The organism is Streptomyces sp. CB02261 (assembly GCF_001905665.1).
Lineage (GTDB): Bacteria > Actinomycetota > Actinomycetes > Streptomycetales > Streptomycetaceae > Streptomyces.
Map to the genome: position 1 here is coordinate 244,126 of NZ_LIVX01000008.1, position 22,421 is coordinate 266,546.

The 22,421-nt window shown below is 73.6% G+C and carries 22 protein-coding genes and 1 pseudogene; 10 read left to right on the forward strand and 13 right to left on the reverse strand.

The window, feature by feature from the left end:
* Positions 1–141: 141 nt before the first annotated feature.
* Entirely contained in the window at positions 142–1,710 is a 1,569-nt protein-coding gene (locus tag AMK29_RS26270) for an anthranilate synthase component I family protein (protein WP_073817657.1), read from the forward strand.
* Positions 1,711–1,786: 76 nt separating this feature from the next.
* Positions 1,787–2,404 (forward strand): anthranilate synthase component II, encoded by a 618-nt coding sequence (locus tag AMK29_RS26275; RefSeq protein ID WP_073817658.1) that lies wholly within the window; start codon positions 1,787–1,789, stop codon positions 2,402–2,404.
* Here AMK29_RS26275 and pdxR read toward each other — a convergent pair.
* Positions 2,382–3,770: a MocR-like pyridoxine biosynthesis transcription factor PdxR gene (gene pdxR / locus AMK29_RS26280; RefSeq protein WP_073817661.1), complete on the reverse strand. Its 1,389-nt coding sequence runs from the start codon at positions 3,768–3,770 to the stop codon at positions 2,382–2,384. The two genes, AMK29_RS26275 and pdxR, sit on opposite strands and share 23 nt — an antisense overlap.
* A gap of 136 nt (positions 3,771–3,906) precedes the next feature.
* On the opposite strand from pdxR, the gene trpD reads away from it, so the two are divergent.
* Positions 3,907–4,965: an anthranilate phosphoribosyltransferase gene (gene trpD, locus AMK29_RS26285; protein ID WP_073817663.1), complete on the forward strand. Its 1,059-nt coding sequence runs from the start codon at positions 3,907–3,909 to the stop codon at positions 4,963–4,965.
* Positions 4,966–5,045: 80 nt separating this feature from the next.
* On the opposite strand, the pseudogene trpC reads toward trpD, so the two are convergent.
* The 10 genes and pseudogenes from trpC to AMK29_RS26335 form a co-directional block, all read right to left on the reverse strand.
* A pseudogene (gene trpC, locus AMK29_RS26290) lies at positions 5,046–5,854 on the reverse strand (indole-3-glycerol phosphate synthase TrpC); the annotation flags it as partial.
* Between the two features lie 67 nt (positions 5,855–5,921).
* Positions 5,922–6,632 carry a DsbA family protein gene (locus tag AMK29_RS26295; RefSeq protein WP_073817668.1) on the reverse strand — a complete coding sequence of 237 codons (711 nt, stop codon included), beginning with the start codon at positions 6,630–6,632 and terminating at the stop codon, positions 5,922–5,924.
* 1 nt (position 6,633) lies between these two features.
* Positions 6,634–7,380, reverse strand: coding sequence for a 3-oxoacyl-[acyl-carrier-protein] reductase (fabG, locus tag AMK29_RS26300; protein ID WP_079197146.1), 747 nt, complete (start codon positions 7,378–7,380; stop codon positions 6,634–6,636).
* The gene (locus AMK29_RS26305; protein WP_198942337.1) at positions 7,377–7,970 is read right to left on the reverse strand and encodes a 3-hydroxyacyl-ACP dehydratase FabZ family protein; all 594 of its coding nucleotides are present in this window, start codon (positions 7,968–7,970) and stop codon (positions 7,377–7,379) included. The genes fabG and AMK29_RS26305 overlap by 4 nt, the downstream gene beginning before the upstream one ends.
* Positions 7,967–8,383 carry a hypothetical protein gene (locus tag AMK29_RS26310; protein WP_073817673.1) on the reverse strand — a complete coding sequence of 139 codons (417 nt, stop codon included), beginning with the start codon at positions 8,381–8,383 and terminating at the stop codon, positions 7,967–7,969. The genes AMK29_RS26305 and AMK29_RS26310 overlap by 4 nt, the downstream gene beginning before the upstream one ends.
* A 10-nt stretch (positions 8,384–8,393) precedes the next feature.
* On the reverse strand, positions 8,394–9,518 hold the full coding sequence (locus AMK29_RS26315) for a beta-ketoacyl synthase N-terminal-like domain-containing protein (protein ID WP_079197148.1): 1,125 nt from the start codon (positions 9,516–9,518) through the stop codon (positions 8,394–8,396).
* A complete protein-coding gene (locus AMK29_RS26320) occupies positions 9,515–10,480 on the reverse strand; it encodes a hypothetical protein (protein ID WP_073817675.1) in 966 nt (321 codons plus the stop codon). The genes AMK29_RS26315 and AMK29_RS26320 overlap by 4 nt, the downstream gene beginning before the upstream one ends.
* Entirely contained in the window at positions 10,477–11,280 is an 804-nt protein-coding gene (locus tag AMK29_RS26325; protein WP_073817678.1) for an alpha/beta fold hydrolase, read from the reverse strand. Before AMK29_RS26325 ends, AMK29_RS26320 begins: the two co-directional genes overlap by 4 nt.
* Entirely contained in the window at positions 11,277–12,587 is a 1,311-nt protein-coding gene (locus tag AMK29_RS26330) for a beta-ketoacyl-[acyl-carrier-protein] synthase family protein (RefSeq protein WP_073817680.1), read from the reverse strand. Before AMK29_RS26330 ends, AMK29_RS26325 begins: the two co-directional genes overlap by 4 nt.
* A 42-nt stretch (positions 12,588–12,629) precedes the next feature.
* Positions 12,630–12,890 carry an acyl carrier protein gene (locus AMK29_RS26335; RefSeq protein ID WP_032767733.1) on the reverse strand — a complete coding sequence of 87 codons (261 nt, stop codon included), beginning with the start codon at positions 12,888–12,890 and terminating at the stop codon, positions 12,630–12,632.
* Positions 12,891–13,105: 215 nt separating this feature from the next.
* Here AMK29_RS26335 and AMK29_RS26340 point away from each other — a divergent pair, with 215 nt between their 5' ends.
* From AMK29_RS26340 to AMK29_RS26355, 4 genes are all read left to right on the forward strand, one after another.
* Entirely contained in the window at positions 13,106–13,834 is a 729-nt protein-coding gene (locus AMK29_RS26340) for a 4'-phosphopantetheinyl transferase family protein (RefSeq protein WP_073817683.1), read from the forward strand.
* The gene (locus tag AMK29_RS26345) at positions 13,831–14,070 is read left to right on the forward strand and encodes a hypothetical protein (RefSeq protein ID WP_073817685.1); all 240 of its coding nucleotides are present in this window, start codon (positions 13,831–13,833) and stop codon (positions 14,068–14,070) included. Before AMK29_RS26340 ends, AMK29_RS26345 begins: the two co-directional genes overlap by 4 nt.
* Before the next feature lie 99 nt (positions 14,071–14,169).
* Positions 14,170–14,961, forward strand: a complete 792-nt coding sequence (locus AMK29_RS26350; RefSeq protein WP_073817687.1) for an ABC transporter ATP-binding protein — start codon at positions 14,170–14,172, stop codon at positions 14,959–14,961.
* Complete coding sequence (locus AMK29_RS26355; protein ID WP_073817689.1) at positions 14,961–16,682, forward strand: FtsX-like permease family protein; 1,722 nt, start codon at positions 14,961–14,963, stop codon at positions 16,680–16,682. The genes AMK29_RS26350 and AMK29_RS26355 overlap by 1 nt, the downstream gene beginning before the upstream one ends.
* Positions 16,683–16,689: 7 nt before the next feature.
* Here the strand turns inward: AMK29_RS26355 and AMK29_RS26360 are convergent, their stop codons facing one another.
* Entirely contained in the window at positions 16,690–17,658 is a 969-nt protein-coding gene (locus tag AMK29_RS26360) for a LysR family transcriptional regulator (protein ID WP_073817692.1), read from the reverse strand.
* A 134-nt stretch (positions 17,659–17,792) separates the two neighbouring features.
* Entirely contained in the window at positions 17,793–18,536 is a 744-nt protein-coding gene (locus tag AMK29_RS26365) for an AfsR/SARP family transcriptional regulator (RefSeq protein ID WP_073817693.1), read from the reverse strand.
* A 441-nt stretch (positions 18,537–18,977) separates the two neighbouring features.
* Here AMK29_RS26365 and AMK29_RS26370 point away from each other — a divergent pair, with 441 nt between their 5' ends.
* The 3 genes from AMK29_RS26370 to AMK29_RS26380 are packed head-to-tail and all read left to right on the forward strand — an operon-like array spanning position 18,978 to position 22,362.
* A complete protein-coding gene (locus tag AMK29_RS26370) occupies positions 18,978–20,528 on the forward strand; it encodes a tryptophan halogenase family protein (protein ID WP_073817696.1) in 1,551 nt (516 codons plus the stop codon).
* A 29-nt stretch (positions 20,529–20,557) separates the two neighbouring features.
* Positions 20,558–21,844 (forward strand): cation:proton antiporter, encoded by a 1,287-nt coding sequence (locus AMK29_RS26375; protein ID WP_073817697.1) that lies wholly within the window; start codon positions 20,558–20,560, stop codon positions 21,842–21,844.
* Positions 21,841–22,362, forward strand: a complete 522-nt coding sequence (locus tag AMK29_RS26380; RefSeq protein ID WP_073817700.1) for a flavin reductase family protein — start codon at positions 21,841–21,843, stop codon at positions 22,360–22,362. Before AMK29_RS26375 ends, AMK29_RS26380 begins: the two co-directional genes overlap by 4 nt.
* Positions 22,363–22,421: the final 59 nt, after the last annotated feature.

A 22,421-nucleotide genomic window follows, 5' to 3' on the forward strand; every position in this document is an offset into this window, starting at 1 on the left:
GGTCAAGGTATTCGGAAGTGGTCCGTATCCGTGCGAGGCGATTGGTCTGGCACGCCGGGGGCTCACGCGGTTCTCTTTTCATCGTCGGGATGGATCGACCGCTGCCCGAGGACGATTTCGAGAATTCGACGGGAGTTCACCATGACGAGGATGACGGAGAGTGAATCCATCGGGGTACGGGTCGTGGCGGACGAGCTGCCGTGGCACGACCCGCTCGATCTGTACACCGGTCTGCGCGAGGCCCTCGGCGACGCGGAGGTCTTCCTCTTCGAGGACCTGAGCGGCGAGGGCCCGCGGCAGCGGAACTCGGCCGCCGTCGGGGTGGGCCGGCTCGCGGAGATCCGCGGCTTCGCCGGCCACGTCGAGATCGACGGCGCGCCGGAGCTGGTGCGCGCCCTCGTGGCGGCCGCGGAGGCGGCGGGACTCCACCCGGAGACCTCCCTGGACCACCCGGAGACCTCCCCGGAGCCGGGCGCGGAGCCGGGCGCCGCGGCCGGTGCGCACCGGCTGCGGCTGACCCGCTCCGACCAGCTGTGGGACCTGGCGGCCCGTGCGCAGCGGCTCTTCGTCCTCGACACCGAGCTGCCCGCCTCCGAGTACGCCTTCGGGTTCCTGACGTCGTTCGCGTACGAGTCCGCCTGGCACATGGAGGAGCTGCCGCGGCGCACCAAGGCGACCGGCGGCCCGGACGTGACCCTGACGCTGTTCCGGGACACCGTCCGCTACGGGCCGGACGGGGTGCGTCTGCTCGCCGCCGAGAGCGCGGCCTTCCCGGCGCGGCCCGACCGCCTGGACGTCGCCGTCGAGGTCTGGGCCGCCGCGCAACGCCCCGAGGGCGGACCGGAGTCGGCCGTTCCGGCGGCCCCGGAACCCCGGGAGGTGCGCGACAGCGTCAGCCGTGCCACGTTCCTCGACTGGGCCGGACGCTGCCTCGCGCACATCGGCGTCGGGGACATCTACCAGATCCAGATCGGCCACCGCATCGACGTGCGGACCGCCCTGGGGCCGGTCGACGTCTACCGCCGGCTGCGCGGTCGCAACCCCTCACCGCACATGTACCTCCTGCCGCGCGCCGGAAGCACCCTGATCGGCGCGAGCCCGGAGCTGTTCCTGCGGATCGAGGACGGCAGGATCGTCATGCGGCCCATCGCGGGCACCGCCCCGCGCTGCGCGGACGACGACGAGGAGAACCAGCGGCGGGTCAAGGAGCTGCGCGAGAGCGAGAAGGAACGGGCCGAGCACATCATGCTGGTCGACCTGTGCCGCAACGACATCGGGCGGGTCTGCCGGCCGAGCGTCCAGCCCGTCGACCGGCTGATGGCGGTGGAGACGTTCTCGCACGTCTTCCACCTGGTCTCCTCCGTCTCCGGTGAGCTGGAGCCCGGGGTGGACCCCTGGCAGGCCGTACGGGCGACGTTCCCGGCCGGCACCATGACGGGTGCGCCCAAGCTCCGCGCCATGGAGATCATCGACGGCCTGGAGCAGGAGCACCGGGGCGCCTACGCCGGGGCCGTGGGCCTGGTCGACGTGCGCGGCTGGAGCGAACTGGCCCTGTGCATCCGCACGATCGCGTACGACGGCTCCGTCTACTCCACGCAGAGCTCCGCCGGTCTGGTGGCGCAGTCCGACCCCGAGGCCGAGTGGCGCGAGACCCTGGCCAAGATGGGCGCCGCCTACTGGGCGCTCACCGGGGCCGAGCTGGCCGGATGACCCCCTCGCCGCCGCCCCGCGATCCGTCCCCCTCCCCGACGCCCTCGCCCTCGCACTCGCCCTGGAGACGACCGGTATGAAGGTCCTGCTGATCGACGCCTACGACAGCTTCGTCCACATCATCGACCAGTACCTGCGCACCCTCGGGGCGGACACCGAGGTCGTACGGTCCCGCACCCGCTCCCCCGAGGAACTCGCCGCCACCCGCCCCGACGCGGTGGTCCTCGGCCCCGGCCCCGGGCACCCCCGGGACTCCGGTCACGTCGAGCTGGTCCACCGCTTCGCCGGCCGGGTGCCGGTGCTCGGCGTGTGCCTCGGCCACCAGGCCATCGCGCTGGCCTACGGCGGCCGGGTCGAGGTCGCCGACCAGATCATGCACGGCCGGATCAGCACGGTCCGGCACGACGGCGCGGGCATCTACCAGGGGCTCGGCCACACCCTGGAGGCCACGCGGTACCACTCGCTGGTCGTGGCCGAGCCGCTGCCCGGGGAACTCACCGTCACCGCCGTCGCGGCCGACCACGGCTATGTGATGGGGCTGCGGCACCGCACCCTGGCCGTCGAGGGCGTGCAGTTCCATCCGGAGAGCATCATGACGACGGCGGGCCTCACCCTCCTGGAGAACTTCCTCGCCACCGGCGGCTCCCCGGCGCCCGGGCGGGAGGCCGGGCTCACCGGCGCACGGCCACGCTGATCTCCCGTACGGCCTCGGCCACGCCCGAGCGCGGCAGGTGGGTGTGCCCGACCACGAGCGCGGGCGCGCCCCGGAACGGCCGGGCGTGGTAGGCCGCCGCGCCGCGCACGAGGACCGACCGGCCGAGCGCCGCGGTCACGAGCGCGGCCTCGTCGGCGTACCGGGGCAGCCGGACGTACGCGTGGTGCCCCGCGGCCCTGCCGGTGACCTCGGCGCCCGGCAGGTGGCGGCGCACCGCCTCGTCGAGCGCCTCCCTGCGGCCGCGGCAGTGGGCGTTGAGCCGGCGCAGGTGCCGGTCGAAGGTGCCGCTGCGCAGCAGCTCGGCGAAGGCCAGCTGGGTCAGCGTCTCGGTGCCGAGGTCGTGGCGGGCCCGTGCGCGCAGCAGCGGCTCCACGAGCGCGTCGGGGGCCGCGAGCCAGCCCAGTCGGAGTCCGGGCGCCAGCGTCTTGCTGGCGGTCCCGGCGTAGAGGACCCGGTCGGGGGCGAGGCGCTGGAGCGCGAGCGGCCGGGGGGTGCGCTCGTACCAGAGGCCGCCGTCGTAGTCGTCCTCGATCACCCAGCCGCCGACGGCCTCGGCCCACCGGACCAGGGCCTCGCGGCGCCGCGCGCTCAGGGTCACCCCGGTGGGGAACTGGTGGGCGGGCGTCACCAGGACGGCCCGGGCGCCGCTCGCGGCCAGGGCGTCGACGTCGAGGCCCTCGTCGTCGACGGGGACCGGCACGGGCGTGAGCCCGCTCTCCCGCAGGAACCGGCGCTGCCCGGGGTGGCCCGGGTCCTCGATGGCCAGCCGGTCCACGCCGTGCCACGGCAGTACGGCGCAGAGGAGGCCCAGGGCGTGTCCGAAGCCGGCCACCACCATGATCGAGTCGGCGTCGGCGCGGACACCGCGCGACCTGCCCAGAGCGTGGGCGAGTTCGGTGCGCAGGGCCGGTTCGCCGGCCGGCGGCGGATAGTCGTGGTCGGCAGGGGTGGCCGCGTCGAGGACCCGCTGGTAGCACGAGAGCCACTCGCGCCGGGGGAACGCGGGCAGGTTGCGTCCGCCCGCCCGCAGGTCCCAGCGGGTCACCGGGCCGCGGCCGGCGTCGAGGAGGGCCGGTACGACGGCCTCCTCGCCCACGTGCGGGCCGACCCGGGTGCCGGCGCCGCGCGTCGCCTCCAGGTACCCCTCGGCCACGAGCTGCCCGTAGGCCTCCACGACCACGCTGCGTGACACGTCGAGGTCGTCGGCGAGGGCACGGCTCGACGGGAGCCGGGTGCCGGGATGGAGGACTCCCTCGGATATCTCCTTCTTGATGAATCGCTGGATCTGCGCCGTCAGGGAAACCTCGGAATCCCTCGCGATGTCGACGGACATGTGCAGTGCCACAGCACTTCCCTCCCTCTGGCGGGTTCCCGTGGAAATTGGACCGTACGGCTCGGTGGACAGTGGTCTGGAATGCCGGCCGGGCGGTCAGCAGACTGGCGTACGACACGAATTCGGATATCGGGCTGAGGAGAATTCCATGAGCGCCGAACCGCTGACGCACAGCTGGCCGGATCTGCTGGACGCCCTGCTGGACGGCCGGAGTCTGACCGCGCGGGACACGGAATGGGCGATGGACGACGTCATGTCGGGCCGGGCCGGGCCGGTGCGGCTGGCCGGGCTCATGGTGGCGCTGCGGGCCAAGGGCGAGACGGTCGAGGAGATCGAGGGGCTCGTACGGGCCCTGTACCGGCACGCGGTGCGCCTGGAGGTCCCGGGGCCCGCCCTCGACATCGTGGGCACGGGAGGTGACGGCTCGAACAGCGTCAACATCTCGACGATGTCCGCGATCGTGGCCGCCGGCGCGGGTGCCCGTGTCGTCAAGCACGGCAACCGGTCGGCGTCCTCGGCCTGCGGCTCGGCCGACGTCCTGGAGGAGCTGGGCGTCGCGCTGTCGCTGGAACCGGCGGAGATCGCGGAGGTCGCCGAGGACGTCGGCATCACCTTCTGCTTCGCGCCGGAGTTCCACCCGGCGCTGCGGCACGCGGCCGGTCCGCGCCGGGAGCTGGGCATCCGTACGGTCTTCAACGCGCTGGGCCCGCTGGTGAATCCGGCCGCGCCGGCCGCCTGCGCGGTGGGTGTCGCCGACCGGCGGCTCGCTCCGCTGCTCGCCGGGGTGCTGGCCCGGCGGGGGGTGTCGGCGCTGGTGTTCCGGGGCGACGACGGCATGGACGAGCTGACGGTCACCACGACCTCCACGGTCTGGTCGGTGCACGACGGCGAGGTGCGCGAGGAGCGCTTCGACCCGCGGGCCCTCGGCATCCCCCGGGCGGACGCGGCCGCGCTGCGCGGCGGCGACCGGGTGCACAACGCGCGGGTGGCGCGCGAGGTCCTCGCCGGCGCCAGGGGGCCGGTACGGGACGCGGTGCTGCTGTCGGCGGCGGCGGGGCTCGCCGCCCTCGAACCGTCCTCGCGTTCCTGCACCGAGCGCCTGTCGTCGGCCCTGTTCCGCGCTGCCGAGTCCATCGACTCGGGCGCGGCCACCGCCGTCCTCGACCGCTGGCGCACGATCACCACGAAGCGGGCCGACGGAGGCTGAAGGCACGTCAGGGCCGGGCCCCGCGGGGCCCGGCCCTGACGGTCCGGTCGAGTGGTCACGGGTCCGGTGGTCCGGCCGTGGGCGGTGCCGCGGGAGCGGGCCGGGTGCGGCCCGCCGCCGTCAGGTCCCGTACCGCCTCGCGCGGGGCGCCGCCCGTCACCAGGCTGGTGCCGACGAGGACCGCGTCCGCGCCCTGGCGGGCGTACGCGGTGACGTCGTCCGGGCCCCGGACGCCCGACTCGGCGATGGTGACGACGTCGGCGGGGAGAAGGGGCGCGACGCGGGCGAAGGCCGTCCGGTCCACCTCCAGGGTCCGCAGGTCGCGGGCGTTGACGCCGATCACCCGGGCGCCGGCGGCCAGTGCCCGCTCCGCCTCGGCGGCGTCGTGGACCTCGACCAGCGGGGTGAGGCCGATCGCGCCGGCCTGGGCCACCAGGTCGGTGAGCAGCGGCTGGTCGAGCGCGGCGACGATCAGGAGCACGAGGTCCGCGCCGTGGGCCCGCGCCTCCCACAGTTGGTAGTCGCCCACGACGAAGTCCTTGCGCAGGACCGGCACGGGTACCCGCGCGCGTACGGCGTCCAGGTCCGCGAGCGAGCCGCCGAAACGGCGCCGCTCGGTCAGGACGCTGACGGCGCGGGCGCCGCCCGCCTCGTAGTCGGCGGCGAGGGACGCCGGGGAGGGGATGGCGGCGAGCGGGCCCAGGGACGGGCTCGCCCGCTTCACCTCGGCGATCACCCCGGTGCCGCCGTCGCCGCGCAGCAGCGCCGCGCAGTCCAGGACCGGTCCCGCGTGCGCAGCGCGTTCCCGCAACTCCCTGACGGGGACGCGCAGTCGCCGCTCGTCCAGGTCGTCGCGTACACCCGCGACGATGTCGTCGAGCACCGTCATGACCGCGATCCCCCCGCCGGAGGCCGTCCGGGTGCGGCCACGGTCACCGGCCGGGCGGGCCCGGGCGTCATCCGCAGCCTCCGGCGTGACCGTCGTCGGTGGACCGGGGGCCGAGTCCGACGGCGGCGGCGACCGGCTCCGGCAGGCGCGGGGCGGGGACCGTCCGCGCCCGGAGGTGGCCGACGAAGTCGGGGAGCCGGTCGAGGCCCCAGAACCGGCTGTAGCCCTGGACGAAGAAGGGCACGCCGAAGACGCCGTCCGCTTCGATGTCCCGCAGCAGCCGCACGCCCTCGCGGCGCAGCTCCGGGTCGTCGGCGGCGCCCGCCGCCGCGTCCCCGTCGACGCCGACGGCGGTGGCGATCGCGGCCACGACGGCCGGGTCGCAGATGTCGCGGCCCTCCTCCCAGCGCGCCCGGTAGGCCGCCGCCACGTACGCGGGACCGCGGCCCTCGCGCAGCGCGACGAGGTACGCCAGGTGCGGGACCTCCCACACCGGCGCCTTGTCGACCGGCCAGGTCAGCCGCAGCCCCCGGGCCTTGGCCAGGCGCCCCACGTCCTGGAGGACGTACAGGTGCTTGGCCCGTGACATGGGCGTGTACGGGAAGGAGCCGCCCGCCTCCGTGAGCATCCGCTCGCTGACGGCGTCGGGCTCGAAGAACGGCCGCCACTCGACGGCGGCGGCGACGTCGGGGTGGGTGTCGACCAGCTCCCGGTAGGCGAGCCACGAGTAGGGGCTGCGCAGCGAGAAGTAGAAGCGCGGGGTCTTGTCGGCCGCCATGTCAGATCACCAGGCCGCCGTCGACCCCGAAGACCTGCCCGGTGATGTACGAGGCGCGGTCCGACGCGAGGAAGGACACCATGTCGGCGACCTCCTCGGGGCGGCCGAAGCGGCCGAGCGGGACGCGGGCGGCCAGCCGCTCGCCGGCGTCCTCGCCGAGCGCCGAGGTCATATCGGTCTCGATGAAGCCGGGGGCCACGCTGTTGACGCGGATGCCCCGGGGCGCGACCTCCTTGGCCAGGGCCTTGGAGAAGCCGATGATGCCGGCCTTGGACGCCGAGTAGTTGGTCTGGGTGGCGTTGCCGTACACCCCGGCCACCGAGGACATGGTGATGACGGAGCCGGTCCTGCGCTTGAGCATGGCGAAGACGGCCGCGCGGCAGACGTGGTAGGTCCCGTCGAGGTTGACGCGCAGCACCTCCTGCCAGGACTGGCCGTTCATCATGATGAGCGGGTTGTCGCGGACGATGCCGGCCGAGGAGACGACGACGTGCACGGGGCCGAGTTCGCGCTCGGTCCTGCGGACGAAGTCCTCGGCCTCGAACTGCTCGGCCACGTCGACCTGGCAGGCCAGGACGGCCGCGCCGGCGGCCTCGGCCTCCTTGGCGACGGCCCGCGCCTCCTCCTCGCGCGAGCGGTAGCAGAAGGCGATGTCGTATCCGTCGGCGGCGAGGCGCTGGACCACGCTGCGGCCGATGCCCCGGGAGCCTCCCGTGACCAGGGCGACGCGGTTGTCTGCGGACATCATGACCTCTCGTCGGTTGTCTTCGCGGTGGTCCCGGCCGCCGGGTCCAGGGACTCGGCCGGCCGCAGGGCGAGCGTCAGCTGCCCCACCTCCAGGACGGTCCGGTCCCCCACGACGGTGGTGCCGGTGGTGAGGACGGTGTCGCCGAGGTCCCGCACGACGCGGACCTCGTGGACGAGGACCGCCCCGGGTTCCACGGGGGCCAGGGCGCGCACGTCGCGCACCCCGGCGAGGAGGGCGACGTTCCCCTTCAGGACGTCCGGGTTCGGCCGCTCCCAGCAGGCGAGCAGGACGGCGGCCTGGGCCCAGGACTCGAGGAGCAGCCCGAGGGGGAGGGACGGGTCGTCGTCCCGGCCGGGGCGGGCGGGCCCGGGGTGGAAGCCGGGCCCGGCGGCGACCGTCCGGTGGGCGACCAGCCGCCGGCCGGGTTCGACGGCCACCACCCGGTCCACCAGCAGCGCCGGGGGGCGGTGCGGGATGACGGAGGTGATGCGCGCGTCCGTCGGCGCGGGGCCGGCCGCGGGCTGTCCCGGGGGCGTCGGCGCGGGGTCTCCCGCGAGCGTCGTCACGGGGTCTTCTGGGGGCGTCTTCACGGGTTCTCCTGCGGGTCGTTCGTCTCCCGCGGGTAGTGGAGGGTGATCTCGGCGGCGGGCCGGTCGTCCGCGCGGACGGCGGCGACGGCGCGGACCCCGTCGGCGGTGCGCTCGATCCGCGCCTCGACGACCATCTCCTCGCCGGGCCGTACCGGGCTGAGGAACCGCGCCTTGCGCACGACGACCGGGTGGTCGCGGGGCGCCCCCGCGGAGGCGGCCAGCTCGTACACGTACTGGACGAGGCTGAAGCCCGGCACCAGCGGGAAGCCGGGGTAGTGGCCCGCGAGGAACGGGTCATCGGCGGGTACCGCGAACGAGCTCCGTACCGTCTCCTCGGCCGGCCCGGCCCTCTCGGGACCGCCGACCGCCCGCGGGCGGTCCTCCACCAGGCCGAGGGCCTCTTCGAGCGTCATGGTCGTCTCCTCATCCGCTCAGCAGCGCGCAGCCGACCGTGCCGTCCCGGTCGATGCCGGTGACGAGCGCGAGCTGTCCGGCCGGCAGTCCGCCCCCGGCCGCGAGGGCGAGGACGGCCGCGGTCTGGAAGCCGGTCGCGGCGGCCGAGGTGTCGCCGAGCAGCGGCCGGCAGTGGATCCACTCGGGCTCGTGACCGGCCGGCAGGGCCTCCCGCACGGCGTCCTCCTCGCCCTCGGTGCCGAGCGGCACGACGTGGCGGACGTCCGCCGGGTCGGCGCCGGCCTCGTCGAGGAGGGCGCGGACGCACCGGGTCAGGGCGTCGGCGGCCTCGTCGGGCCGGTGGTACGCGCGGAACCGGGTGCCCCGCAGCCGGGCGAGCGGGGTGCGGCCCGCCGCCCGCGCGGCGTCGGCGGATTCGAGGAGCCAGGCCGCGCCGCCCTCGCCGAGCGGGATGCGCGCGTCGCCGTCGGCGGCGTGCCACTCCAGCCAGGCGCGCTGCTCCGAGTACTCCTCGGCGACCCCGCACAGCACCCGCTCGCAGTGTCCGCCCCGGTACAGCCGGCCGGCGTAGCCGAGGACGAGCAGCCCGGTCAGCCAGCCGCCCGCGACGGTGGTGTTGGGGCCCTTGATGCCGTGCCAGATGGCGCTCTGGCCGGCCGCCCTGTTCATCACCGTGTTGGGGAAGCGGGCCGGGTCGACGAGATAGGGGCGGTCCCCCGTGAGCGAGTCGCGGGTGAAGTCCATGATGCTCTGGACGCTGCCCGACCCGGTGCCGAGCACGAGGGCGACGCTCTCCGGGCGCTCGACGAGGGCGGGGCCGCACGCGTCGAGGAGGCTGCCGAAGGTGGAGACGGCGAGCGCGGTGACCCGGTCCATGGTGCGGGTCCCCTTCTTGCCGAGGGCGCCCGCCGCGGTGAAGTCCGGAACGAGCGCGCCCTGCCGGTAGGGGCCGGGGAAGGCCTCGGGGTCCAGGTCGGCGAGCGCGCTCGCCGCGACCCGGATCCCCTCGGCGTACGCGGCCGCCTCCATGCCGTACGGGGAGACCGACGACCAGGCGGTGAAGACCAGTTCGTCCCCGGGCCCGGTCCGGTCGGTGGATCCGGCCGGGCGGCTCGCGACGTCCGCCGCGGTCATGCCGTCCCCCGGCCGACCGCCTTGCCCGCCTTGCCGTTGAGCGCGTTGATCAGACGGTCGTCGAAGTCGACGAGGCTCCAGTCGGCGCGGTTCTCGATGACGGCCCAGCCGTGGGTGATGCGGCCGGTGGTGGTGGGGACGAGGACGCCGTCGCGGAGCACGTAGGTGTCCATGCGGGCGGTGTACGTGTAGCGCTTGAAGACGTTCTCGACGGTGAAGACGGTGTAGAGCGTCTCCTCCATGCGGGCCTCGTCGAGGACGGTGATCCGCGAGTGCGGGACGACGGGGATCCAGTCCTGCTCGTCGAGGAGGGTCTTGATCGACACCCCGCGGTCCTCCAGGAAGAGGTCGACGACCTCCTCCATCTGCCGCAGGTAGCCGGACATCTGCACGCGCTCGGTGAAGTGGCAGTAGAAGTACGGCATCCGCCAGGCCCAGCCGAAGGCGTTGCGGCCCGCGGTCAGCTGCTCCAGCGGGTCCGTGCCCGCCGGTACCGGGATCGCCTCGGCGCCGGCGCCGAGCCGGTCGACGACGTACTCCGCGAGCTCGGCCGGCGCCTCCTCGGCCTCGTGGCCCCGCGGGTCGAAGCGCAGCTGGACGGCGACCTTGGAGACGACGGCCTTCACAGGCTCGCCGTCACGCTCGGTCGTCATCTCGACGACGAGGCGCAGCCCGTCGCCCTTGCCGGGGGCGGGCCGGACGACGGCGGACGCGACGCTGTCGATGTGGAAGGCGGTGAGGATCTTGGTGTCGAGGTCGGTGATGTCGACACCGAGGCCGTACCGCTCGTACAGCTCCCCGGCGGGGAAGCCGCGCTGCCGCAGGTGGTCGTAGACGGCTTCCTCGACCATGTAGTTGACGTGCTTGAAACCGATCCAGGTGCAGATGTTGGACCCCTCGTAGCGGGGCCGGATCTCCAGGCGGGTGCTGCCGTCCGTGGTGGCGGCCGTGCTGCTGGTCATGTCATCTCCAGTCGGGGAACGGGGGCTGCGGCGGCGTGCCGCGCCGGACGGGGTCCTACGGCGAGGAAGTCGTGCACGAGGCGGGTGACGCGGTCCGGGTCCTCCACCATGGGGAAGTGCCGGCAGCCGTCGAGGAGTTCGAAGCGGGCGCCGGGCACGGCCGCGGCGAGGGCCCGGCCGTCCTCCGCCCGCGCCGCGATGTCCTTCTCGCCGGACAGCACGAGCAGCGGGGAGCGGACGGCGGCCAGGTCGAGGAAGGGGGTGCGCAGATACGACTCGAAGAACCGCATCCAGCCGTACGGGCCGATCTGGTCGCGCAGCCGCAGCGCCATCCAGTCCCGGTGCGTCTTGGCGAACCGCTGGGTCTCGCCGACCTCCAGCGCCTCCTCGAAGACGCGGTGGAAGTCGTTGAGGTAGTACGAGATCACCGACCAGTCGAAGTCCCGGGGACTGGACCGGTAGAACGGGCTGACCAGGACGGTGGGCCGGGGTGCGACGAGCCCCGCGGCCCCGGCCTCGGTGAGCAGGTTGGCGGCGTACGAGTGGGCCACGACCGCGTCGTAGGGCTCCTGGAGCAGCTCGACGAGGCACTCGGCGGGCTGGGGCAGGGAGCCCCAGCCCTCGCTGTCGGCCATGGCCCGCCAGGGCAGTTCCACGTCCCACAGTTCGAGGCGTCCGTCGGCACGGGCCGCGAACGGGTCCCAGACCGAGGGCCGGCCGCCGAGACCGTGCAGCAGGAGCACCCGCAGCGGGTCGTCGTGCGTGGCGGGCCGGCGCAGCCGCGGGGTCAGGGCCGTCATGCGGCCGTTTCCGGTTCGTACGGGCGGCCGGCGGTTCCGGGTGCGGACCGGTCGGCGGCGTCCGGGGCGGACCGGTCGGCGGCGTCCGGCTCGTACCGGCCGAGGATCACCACGGCGTTGTTGCCGGCGAAGGCGAGCGCGTTGTTCTGCACGATGCGCACGTCGGCGGGGCGCGCCTCGTTGGGCACCGGGTCCAGGCCGCACTCGGGGTCGGTCCGCCGGTGGTTGATGGTCGGCGGGATGAACCCCTCGGTGATGGCGAGGGCGCAGGCGGCCGAGGCGAGGGCGCTGGCGGCCCCCATGGTGTGGCCGAGCATGGACTTGATGGACACCGTGGGCGGGGGGTCGGCGAACACCTGGCGGATGGCTCCCGCCTCGGTGACGTCGTTGGCCTTCGTCCCGGTGCCGTGCGCCGAGATGAAGTCGATGTCCTCGGGCTTGACCCCGGCGTTGCGGTGGGCCAGCTCGATACAGGCGGCGAGGCTGTCCCGGTCCGGGGCGACCGGGTGGTGGGCGTCGCAGTTCAGACCGTAGCCGAGGATCTCGGCGTAGATCCGGGCACCGCGGGCGAGGGCCGATTCCAGGCTCTCCAGGAACAGGATGCCGGCCCCCTCCCCGGTGAGGATGCCCTGCCGGTCGGCGTCGAACGGCCGGCACACGTCGGGTGCGATGGTGCCGAGCCGGTAGAAGCCGGTGAACGTCTTGCGGCACACGGCGTCGGCACCGCCCGACAGGGCGACGTCGACCTCACCCGACCGGATCGCGTCGAAGCCGGAGCCGATGGCGTAGTTGCCGGCGGCGCAGGCGGTGGGGATGGTGACCGCCTCCACGTCCCGCAGCTCCAGCTCGCGGACGATGCTGCTCGACAGCATCCCCGCGCCGGACCGGCGCGCCACGACCGGGTCCAGGTGTTCGGGCCCGGTGGCGAGCTGGCTCTCCATCAGGCCGTCGAGGTCGTGCGACTCCCCGTCGGTGGTGCCGACGGAGACGAGCACCCTGCGGGCGCGCAGCTCCTCCAGGCCCATTCCGGCGTCGGACACGGCCATCCTGGCCGCGGCCACCGAGAACTGGCCGGCCCGGCCCAGCTCTCCGGGATCCACGCGCTCGATCCACTCGGACGGGTCGAAGCCCTCGATCTCACAGCCGTTGGCGTACGCGTATCCGGTCGTGTCGAAGGCCGTGATCGGCTTGACCCCGCTGCGTCCGGTACGCAGCCCGGTCAGGAACTCGGTGGCCGAGGTGCCGATGCTGGTCACCGTCCCCAGGCCGGTGACGACGACCCGGTGCGGCCGGCGCTCACTGCTCATCGCTGTCCCCTCTGTCGGCTCTGTCGGGATCCGTGCGGGGCGCTACGCGGTCAGGTTTTCCTGGACGACGGCGACCACGCCGTCGAGGTTGACCATCCGGGTGAGCTCGGTCTGGTCGATCTCGATGTGGAAGGTGCGCTCCAGGGAGGAGAGGATCTCGATCGCGCCGAGCGAGTCGGCGTTGTGGTCCTCCTTGAAGAGGCTCGTGTCCGTGACCTCGGCCGGCTCGATCTCGAGGATCTCGCAGACGATCTCCTTGATCTCGGCACGCTGTTCGGTGGTGATCGCGACCGTGCTGGTCATTTTCGCCTCCAAGTGTTGACGCAGCTGATGGTGAGGAGTTTTCTCGGCTGCGCTGACACGGAACTGACGAGCAACTGATGCGGGCCGGGACGGTGTTGCCGCAGCGCTGTGGGCTGCGTTGTTCGGCGTCCGCTGAAACACCTGGCCGTGGGCGGCCGTTCGCGTCAAGGTGATCGATCGACACCTCCGCGCCCGCCCGCCCCGCTGGAGAAGGCTTGAACCGCCGCCCCCGCCACCGCCTCCTGCCCCGCAGGATCACCGTCGTCGTCACGCCCACCCCGGGTCTGGACGCCGCGGCCTCGCGTGCCGCGCTGCTGAGGGCGGCGACCCGGGTCTGCGGGGTGACCCCGGGCTCGCTGCGGCTGGGGCACGATCACGCGGGCCGGCCGCTGCTGTCCGGTCTGGGCGACGGGCTGTGGGTGAGCCTCAGCCACGGCCGCGGGCTCGCCGCGCTCGCCCTGTCGTACGTGGGGCCCGTCGGCGTCGACGTCGAGGTCCCCCGCCGGGTGGCCGCCGTACAGCTCGCCGCCCGGTGGTTCCCCGCCGCGGAGGCCGCGTGGGTGCGCGACCGCCCCGAGGCGGAGCGGGACCTGGCGTTCTTCTGGCTGTGGACGCACAAGGAGGCGATGGGCAAGGCCTACGGCACCGGTCTGGACTCGGGCGGGCTCGAACGGCCCGGTCCGCTGCCGCACCGGTGGCCGCCGGCCCCGGTCCGCCGACTGCTGCCGCTGCCCGCCCCGGACGCCCCGCCGCGGGCCGAGCGGGCGGTCACGGAGCCGTACACCTGGCACTCCGTCGCGGCGCCGTTCGCCGGGCCGCGCGGGGTGCTCGCCGTGGCGGCGCTCGGCCCGCGCGCGCGGGGCGCGGACGTGGACGTACGGCTGTGCCCGGCGCCGCTCCGGCGCGCGGAGCACCTCACGAGTCGAAGGGAAGCGACGACATGAACGGCGGGCTCATCGCCATCCTCATCACGTTCATCGTGGTGCTCGGTCTCAGTACGAGCACGGTCGCCTACTTCGTCCTGCAGAGACACCGCGCGGACGGCGCCGCGATGGCCCAGTACCGCGTCCTCGCCGAGGAGTCCGTGGCGCGACAGGAGTCGCTGCACCGGACGCTCAGGGAGCTCACCGACCGGCTGTGCGCCGTCGAGTTCATGCTGCGCAGCGTCGACGAGGGATGAGGGAGCCGCCGTCCCGGCCCCGGACGGACCGGCCGGCGTCCCCGGCCCCACCACGACCACACCACGAACCATCTGCACCGGCACCAGGGAGACCCATCCATGAACAGCACGCCGCAGCGCGGTGCCGACGAGGTCGTCGTCCTCAGCAGGGTGCGCCGGGCGTACGGCGCCGAACGCACGGGCGTGGTCGCCCTCGACGACGTGTCGATCGGCTTCCGGCGCGGCACCTTCACCGCCGTGATGGGTCCCTCCGGATCGGGCAAGACCACCCTGCTCCAGTGCGCGGCGGGGCTCGACCGCCCGACGTCCGGGTCGGTGGTCCTGGACGGTGTCGAGCTGACCGGCATGAGCGAGCGGAACCTGACCAAGCTCCGCCGCGAGCGCATCGGCTTCGTCTTCCAGTCGTACAACCTGCTGCCCGCGCTGACCGTCGAGGACAACGTCACCCTGCCCCTGCGCCTGGCGAGCCGCCGGCCCGAACCCGGCAGTGTGGCGCGGGTGCTGGAGCAGGTGGGCCTCGGTGACCGCGGCCGGCGCCGGCCGGACGAGCTCTCCGGCGGTCAGCGGCAGCGGGTCGCGATCGCCCGCGCGCTGATCACGGAACCGGCCGTCATCTTCGGTGACGAGCCGACCGGCGCGCTCGACACCCACACCGCCCTCGAGGTGCTGCGGCTGCTGCGCTCCGCGGTGCGCGACGGCGGGCGGACGGCCATCGTGGTGACGCACGACCCGGTGGCCGCCTCCCACGCCGACCGGGTCGTCTTCCTGGCCGACGGGCGGATCGTGGACGAGCTGCACGGCGCGACCGCCGACACGATCGCCGAGCGCATGATCCATCTCGGCGCGTGGGGCGAGCGTCCCGGCGTCCACGCCCCCGGAGGATCGGTCTGATGTTCGGTCTGGCCCTGCGCACCCTGCGCTTCCGCAAGAGCGGCTTCGTCGCCTCCTTCGTCGCCCTGTTCCTCGGAGCCGTCATCGTCGCCGCGTGCGGCGGTCTGATGGAGACCGGCATCCGGGCCTCCGCCCCGCCGCGGCGGGCGGACGGCGGTCACGCCGTCGTCCTGTTCTCGCCGATCGAGCAGGAGGCGACCCGGCTGGTGTCGCTCTCCGCCGTGTTCGGCGGGATCGCCGTCATGGTGGTGGTGTTCGTCGTCGGTTCCACGCTCGCCGTGCTCGTCCAGCAGCGCATGCGGGAGATGGCCCTGCTGCGGGCGGTCGGCTCGCTGCCCGGTCAGATCCGTCTCCTGGTGGTGTCCGAGACGCTGGTGGTCGGGGCGCTCGCGACCGCGCTCGCCCTGGCACCCGGTCACGCCGCGGGACGGCTGATGCTGGAGCGGTTCGCCGAGGGCGGGATGGTCTCGCCGGAGATCCCCTACCGCGCCGGCTGGATCCCGCTGGGCATCGCCGCCGGGGCGGCCCTGCTGGCGGCCGTGGCCGCCGCCTGGATCGCCTCGCGCCGCGCCGCGCTGATCCGGCCCGCCGCCGCCCTCGCCGAGGCGGGGCTGCAGCGCCGCTGGATGAGCGCGCCGCGTCTGGTGTTCGCGCTGCTCTGCCTCGCCGGCGGCACCGCCCTGGCCCTGGTCACCGCACTGGTGATGCCGGGGTCGGTCGCCGCGAGCACGGCGGGTCCGACCGCGATGCTCTGGGCCTCCGGCATCGCGCTGGTCGCGCCGGGGCTCACCCGGGCGCTGATCGCGGTGCTGCGGCCGCCGCTGCGCGTCCTGCCCGGCCCGTCCTGCCGCCTCGCCTCCGACAACGTCCGGGCCCGCGCGGTCAGGACGGCCGGTGCGGTCACTCCGGTGATGCTGGCGACGGGGCTCGCCACGGGTCTGCTCTACCTCCAGACGACCCAGGACGCGTCGGCCCGGGACGCCCGCGCGACCGACACGGTCACGAGCGCCCCCGTCGCCGTCACCCCGGCGTCGCGTACGGAGGTGAACGTCCCTGCCTCCGTCCCTGCCTCCGTCCCGCCGACTCGTACGGCCGGCAACGCGACGGTCGCCGTGATCCCGGGCCGTACGGACGCCCACGCCACGGTCGCCGTGACCCCGGCGCGTACGGACGCGCATGCCACCGTCGCCGTGGCCCCGGCGCGTACGGACGCCACCCCGGTCCGTACGGACGCGCACGCCTCCCCCGCCGTCGCGGTGGGCCGTACGGACGGGAGCTCGGCGGTCGTCGTCGCCGCTGCCCCGCGAGCCGCCTCCGGGGGTGCGTCGGCCGATGCCTGGATCAACTTCCTGCTGGCCGGCACCATCATCGGGTACGCGATGATCTCCCTGGTCAACACCCTGGTGGTGGCCGCTTCCGAGCGGCGCGAGGAGTTCGCGCTCCAGCGTCTCGTGGGGGCCACCACGGGCCAGGTGATGCGGATGATGACGATCGAGGCGCTGCTCGTGGCGGTGATGGGGACCGTCCTCGGCTCCCTGGTGGCCGCCGCGACGCTGGTCCCGTTCCGGCTCGCGCTCGACGGCTCGTGGCTGCCCGGCGGCCCGCTGTGGATCTACCTCGCGATCGTCGGCTTCGTCACCGCGCTGACCGTGGCGGCCACGCTGGTGCCGGTCCGGCTCGCCCTGCGGGTCCCGCCCACGGGGGCGCCGGCCGCGCCCTGACGTCCGCTCACGGGGCGGTGGGGCCGAAGGGGCCCAGCTCGGCGAAGTCCCCCGGATGGTCGGTGATCCACGGCCAGTACCGGGGGATGGTCCGCGCGTAGTCGCGGTAGTAGCGGCGGACCGTCTCGAGGAGGCCGCGCCGTATGGACTCGGTGAGCGCGTCCCCCCGCCACACCAGGAGCAGCTCGGTGCGCTCGGTGTCCCTGATCGGCACCAGGGTCACCTCCCGGGTCGCCCCCGTGGGGGTGGTGAGCGCCGCCGCGTCGGCGTCCCGGACCCAGTTCATGGCCTCGTGGTGGCCGTCGACGTGGTGCAGCACCTCCGGGTCGTCGCCCGCGACCCTGGCGAACAGCTGCTTCTCGATGGGGTGGAACCAGTGGTCGCGGGCGTACCGGATCCACCGGAGTCCGGCCAGGTCCCGCACGTCGACGACGCTCCGGCCGGCCAGCGGGTGCCGCGGGGGCACCGCGAGCCAGACCGGCTCCCGTACGACGACCGCGCCGGACAGGGGCGGTTCGAGGTGCCCCGCGGAGGCGGTCCCCGGCGTGCCGGTCACGAGCGCCGCGTCGAGCGCGCCGACGCGCACCGCCGCCACGGCCGCTGCGGGGTCGAGGGTCTCGGTCCGCACCTCGGCGACGGGCAGCGCCGCCTGGAGCACGGCGCGCAGCGACGGAGGCGTCCATTCCGTGTTCCCGAACCGGAAGACGTCCGAGGTGTACGCGCTGGCCTCGGCGATCACGAGGTCGGCCTGCCGGGTCAGGTCGGCCAGCATGGGGATGAGACGCTCGCCGAGCGGCGTGGGGGTCACCCCGGAGCGGGTCCTGACGAAGAGTTCGCCGCCGACGGCCTTCTCGATGCGGCGCAGCTGCGCGGTGAGGCTCGACTGCGGGAGGCTCAGCTCGACCGCGGCCTTCGAGATGCTCCCCGCGCGGTCGATGGCGGTCACGACTCTGGCGTGGCGTAACTCGACGTTCACCTGTCCCCCGTGTGTGCCGGCCCCTGCGGTCGTCCCCCGGCGGACGACCCCGGGGAGATCGCCACGCTAACAGGGGGGACTGACACCGTCCATGTCGGCGGCGCGGGGCCGCGGGGGGGCCGTCGGCGGGGGGCTCAGGCCAGTGCGGGGGCCGAGCGCGCGAGGACGCGGCGCGGCTCGCCGAGCGTCTCGTCCTGCCGGAGGATCGCCTCGTAGGCGTGGTGGAGGGCGCGGCCGGGTTCGAGGCCGAGGTCGCCGGCGAGGCGGCGGCGCGCGCCGTGGAAGACCTCGAGGGCCTCCGCCTGGCGGCCGTCCCGGTAGAGCGCCAGCATCAGCAGTTCGCTCAGCCGCTCCCGGCCGGAGTGCTCGGCGGCCAGCTGGCGCAGTTCGGAGACGGGCACCCGGGCCGCGTCGACGGAGAGTCTGGCCGCGGTGAGGTCCTCGTAGGCCGTGATGCGGCGTTCCTCCAGGTGGGCCGCCTGGATCCGGCAGCGCATGCCCTCGCAGGTGTCGAGGAGGGCGGGGCCGCGCCACAGGGCGAGGGCGGCCTCCAGGGTGTCGATGGCGCGGGCGGGGTCCGTCGCGGCCAGTTCGGCGCCGGTGCCGGCGAGGTCCAGGAAGCGGTGGGCGTCCACGGAGTCGGCCGGGGTGTCGAGCAGATAGCCGTTGCCGGCGGTCCGCAGGAGTTCGGCTCCGTCGCGGTCCGTCACCGCCTGCAGCAGTTTGCGCAGCCGGCGGACGTTGGCCTGGAGCGCGTTGCGCGCGTTGGCCATGGGCTGGTCGGCCCAGAGCTCGTCCACCAACTGGTCTGCGGTGATCGGCACCCCGGGGGACAGCGCGAGCATCGTGAGGACGACGCTCGCCCGCTGCGAGGTCATCGTGTACCGCTTCCCGCCGTGAGCGAGAAAAAGCGGGCCGAGAACATTGATTTCCACAGTCGGAACCCCCATGTCAGCACGCGGACATGGGACATCATGCGCGAGTTCGACGGGCATAGGGAAATACCACCTCGCTCGCCGGGACATCGCTCACCAGTATGACCGGACACCCGCTGTCACCTGCGGCTTTCACCTGAAAGAAAAAACCTACAGGTGTCACTCCGAACCTACTCAGGCCCTCATGACAAGTATTCCCGGCAGTCTGCCGGGAATACCTGACACGATACTGACAACGCGTCAATTGCGTGGTCCGAACGGGTGGTCCGACAGGTCTCGCCTGCGATATTCGGCGGGCACTGAAAGACCTCGTACTCGCTTCATTCCCGACCTAGAGTCGTTCTTCGGTGGCGCCATCCCAAACTTCCCACCGAAGGAGTCGTCGTGCTCAACAGAGTTGTGATCGTGGGCGGCGGAACAGCCGGCTGGATGACCGCCTCGTACTTCAAGGCCGCGTTCGGGGACCGTATCGACATCACCCTCGTCGAATCGGGAACCGTCGGAGCGGTCGGTGTCGGCGAGGCCACGTTCAGCGACATCCGTCACTTCTTCGAGTTCCTCGGACTCAAGGAGAAGGACTGGATGCCGGCGTGCAACGCCACGTACAAGCTGGCCGTGCGCTTCGAGAACTGGCGCGAGCCGGGACACTACTTCTACCACCCGTTCGAGCAGATGCGGTCCGTCAACGGCTTCCCGCTGACCGACTGGTGGCTCAAGAACGGGCCGACCGACCGCTTCGACAAGGACTGCTTCGTCATGGCGTCGGTCATCGACGCCGGACTGAGCCCCCGGCACCAGGACGGCACCCTCATCGACCAGCCCTTCGTCGAGGGCGGGAACGAGATGCAGGGTCTCACGATGTCCGAGCACCAGGGGAAGACGCAGTTCCCCTACGCCTACCAGTTCGAGGCCGCGCTCCTGGCCAAGTACCTCACCCGCTATTCGGTGGAGCGGGGCGTGCGGCACGTCGTCGACGACGTGACCAAGGTCGAGCTCGACGAGCGCGGCTGGATCTCCGCGGTGCGCACCGCGGAGCACGGCGACATCACCGGTGACCTCTACATCGACTGCACCGGCTTCCGCGGCGTGCTGCTCAACCAGGCCCTGGAGGAGCCGTTCATCTCCTACCAGGACACGCTGCCCAACGACAGCGCGGTCGCCCTCCAGGTGCCCATGGACATGGAGCGGCGCGGCATCCGCCCGTGCACCACCGCGACGGCACAGGACGCCGGGTGGATCTGGACCATTCCGCTGACCGGCCGGGTCGGCACCGGGTACGTGTACGCCAAGGACTACCTGTCCCCGGAGGACGCCGAGCGCACCCTGCGGGAGTTCGTGGGGCCGGCCGCGGCCGACGTCGAGGCCAACCACATCCGCATGCGGATCGGCCGCAGCAGGAACTCGTGGGTGAGGAACTGCGTGGCGATCGGTCTGTCCAGCGGCTTCGTCGAGCCCCTGGAGTCGACCGGCATCTTCTTCATCCACCACGCCATCGAGCAGCTCGCCAAGAACTTCCCGGGCGAGGACTGGAACCCGGTCCACCGCGACGTCTACAACGACGCCGTCTCCCACGTGATGGACGGTGTACGGGAGTTCCTGGTGCTGCACTACGTGGCGGCCAAGCGCACGGACACCCAGTACTGGCGCGACGCCAAGACCCGCGCCATACCGGACTCGCTGGCCGAGCGGATCGAGAAGTGGAAGGTCCAGCTGCCCGACAGCGAGTCGATCTACCCGTACTACCACGGCCTTCCCGCGTACTCGTACATGTGCATCCTGCTGGGCATGGGCGGGATCGACCTCGCGCCCTCCCCGGCGCTCGCCCTCTCCGACGGAGCTGCCGCGCGCCGGGAGTTCGAGCTGATCAGGGAGAAGACCGAGAGCCTGGTCAAGGTGCTGCCGAGGGCCTACGACTACTTCACCCGGCTGGGCTGACGGCGCCGGACGGGAAGGGACTCTCTGTCATGGACGTCCTCAATCTGTGGCCCCGGATCCCCCACGCCGTAGCGGTCCTCGGCGTGGTGGCGCTGATCGCCTACGCGGGCCGCTGGGCCGCGCGGCTGGTGCGCCAGCCGGTGGTCGTCGGGGAGGTGACCCTGGGCCTGCTCGCCGGCCCCGCCGCGCTCGCGCTGGCGGGCCGGCCGGCCTTCGACACGATGCTGCCGGAGCCCGTCCTGCACCTCGTCGGCCTCGTCGCCGAGGCGGGCCTGGTGTTCTATCTGGTCGGCCTGGCCCATGAACTGCGGGCCGGGCCCTCCGGGCCGGAGCGCCGCGGCGCGACGGCACTGACCCTGGGCGCCCTGCTGGCGCCGCTCTTCACCGGCCTCCTGCTCGTCGGCTGGGTCCAGCTCACGGACGACGCGGCCGCCCGCGGGAACGCGCCGCTGCCGGCCTTCGCCCTGATGGTCTCGGTGGCGATGTCCGTCACGGCGGTCCCCGTGCTCGCCAGGATCCTCACGGAGCGCGGGATGTCCCACTCGACGGCGGGCCGGGTGGCGATGACCTCCGCGATCGTCATCGACGCCGTCGCCTGGCTCCTGTTCACCGCCTCGGTCGCCCTCGCGTCCGGCGACGGCGCGGGGCTCCTGCGCTGCCTCGGCGCGATCGCGCTGGGTCTCGCCTGCGCGGCCGTCCTGGGCTGGGTCCTGCGCACCGGGGCGGCGCGGCGCGGGGCCGCACGGCTCCCCGTCCTCGCCGCGGTCCTCCTCGGCGCCGCCGCCCTCGCGGTGGCGCTCACCATGAAGGACCTCGGGATGACCGCCATCCTCGGTGCCGCCATGGTCGGCTTCGCCGTCCCGGGGGGCGGGTCCGAGCCCTGGACGCGGGTGGTCACGGACCTGTCCCGGGCCGGTCGGGCGCTCGTCCCCACCTTCTTCGTGGTCTCGGGGATCGCGCTGCTCGACGACGTGTCCCCCGCCGCTTCCTGGACGCTGATCGCCTGGACCATCGCGCTCGGCTGCCTCGGCAAGGGCGTCGGTTCGTACGTCGGGGCCCGCCTCGACGGCCGGCCGCCCCGACTGGCCGGACGGATCGCCATCCTCATGAACACCCGTGGGCTGACCGAACTCGTCGTCGTCCAGGCGGGCTACACGGCGGGCATCCTGTCGGCCGCCATGATGCTGGCCCTGACGGTGATGGCGCTGGTGACCACGGCCATGACGGGCCCGCTGCTGGATCTCCTCGACCGTGGGGAGCGCGCGCCACGTGCCGAGCCCCTTCCCCTCACGACGACAGAAAGCAGCAGCCGATGACCGATCCCGCGGTCCGGACCCCGCCCGCTCCGCACGCCACCGCCGGTGGGTTCCGGGCGATGATGAGCGGCTTCCCCACCGGCGTGTGCATCGTCACCTGCGCGGATCTCGACGGCACCCCGCGCGGGATGACCTGCTCCTCGCTCTGCAGCGTCTCCCTGGAGCCGCCGACCCTGCTGGTGTGCCTGCGCGCCGGCAGCCCGACCCTCCGGGCGGTCCTCGACACCGGCGGGTTCACCGTGAACCTGCTGCACGACGGGGCGCGGGAGGCGGCCGAGCTGTTCGCCTCCGGTGACCCGGAGCGCTTCGCCCTGATCCCCTGGGAGCGGCCCCCGGAGGCGGCGGGACCGCATCTGCTCCGGGACGCGCACACGATCGCCGACTGCGAGGTGACCCTGACGCACCGGACCGGCGACCACGTCACGGTCTTCGGCGAGGCCCGCACCATCCGGCAGGAGCAGGACCGGCCACCGCTCCTCTACGGTCTGCGGCAGTTCCGCTCGTGGTCCGCCGCGTGACCCGGCCCTCACGGCCCGCCTGACGAGCGCCGCACGCGCGAACCCGCCCGGCCCTCACG

What these genes read in the sequence shown, in the direction of transcription:
- AMK29_RS26270 (WP_073817657.1), top strand. Translation starts at nt 142, where the DNA reads ATGACGAGGATGACGGAGAGTGAATCCATCGGGGTACGGGTCGTGGCG.
- AMK29_RS26275 (WP_073817658.1), top strand. Translation starts at nt 1,787, where the DNA reads ATGAAGGTCCTGCTGATCGACGCCTACGACAGCTTCGTCCACATCATC.
- trpD (WP_073817663.1), top strand. Translation starts at nt 3,907, where the DNA reads ATGAGCGCCGAACCGCTGACGCACAGCTGGCCGGATCTGCTGGACGCC.
- AMK29_RS26295 (WP_073817668.1), bottom strand. Translation starts at nt 6,632, where the DNA reads ATGGCGGCCGACAAGACCCCGCGCTTCTACTTCTCGCTGCGCAGCCCC.
- fabG (WP_079197146.1), bottom strand. Translation starts at nt 7,380, where the DNA reads ATGATGTCCGCAGACAACCGCGTCGCCCTGGTCACGGGAGGCTCCCGG.
- AMK29_RS26310 (WP_073817673.1), bottom strand. Translation starts at nt 8,383, where the DNA reads ATGACGCTCGAAGAGGCCCTCGGCCTGGTGGAGGACCGCCCGCGGGCG.
- AMK29_RS26315 (WP_079197148.1), bottom strand. Translation starts at nt 9,518, where the DNA reads ATGACCGCGGCGGACGTCGCGAGCCGCCCGGCCGGATCCACCGACCGG.
- AMK29_RS26320 (WP_073817675.1), bottom strand. Translation starts at nt 10,480, where the DNA reads ATGACCAGCAGCACGGCCGCCACCACGGACGGCAGCACCCGCCTGGAG.
- AMK29_RS26325 (WP_073817678.1), bottom strand. Translation starts at nt 11,280, where the DNA reads ATGACGGCCCTGACCCCGCGGCTGCGCCGGCCCGCCACGCACGACGAC.
- AMK29_RS26330 (WP_073817680.1), bottom strand. Translation starts at nt 12,587, where the DNA reads ATGAGCAGTGAGCGCCGGCCGCACCGGGTCGTCGTCACCGGCCTGGGG.
- AMK29_RS26335 (WP_032767733.1), bottom strand. Translation starts at nt 12,890, where the DNA reads ATGACCAGCACGGTCGCGATCACCACCGAACAGCGTGCCGAGATCAAG.
- AMK29_RS26345 (WP_073817685.1), top strand. Translation starts at nt 13,831, where the DNA reads ATGAACGGCGGGCTCATCGCCATCCTCATCACGTTCATCGTGGTGCTC.
- AMK29_RS26350 (WP_073817687.1), top strand. Translation starts at nt 14,170, where the DNA reads ATGAACAGCACGCCGCAGCGCGGTGCCGACGAGGTCGTCGTCCTCAGC.
- AMK29_RS26355 (WP_073817689.1), top strand. Translation starts at nt 14,961, where the DNA reads ATGTTCGGTCTGGCCCTGCGCACCCTGCGCTTCCGCAAGAGCGGCTTC.
- AMK29_RS26365 (WP_073817693.1), bottom strand. Translation starts at nt 18,536, where the DNA reads ATGACCTCGCAGCGGGCGAGCGTCGTCCTCACGATGCTCGCGCTGTCC.
- AMK29_RS26375 (WP_073817697.1), top strand. Translation starts at nt 20,558, where the DNA reads ATGGACGTCCTCAATCTGTGGCCCCGGATCCCCCACGCCGTAGCGGTC.
- AMK29_RS26380 (WP_073817700.1), top strand. Translation starts at nt 21,841, where the DNA reads ATGACCGATCCCGCGGTCCGGACCCCGCCCGCTCCGCACGCCACCGCC.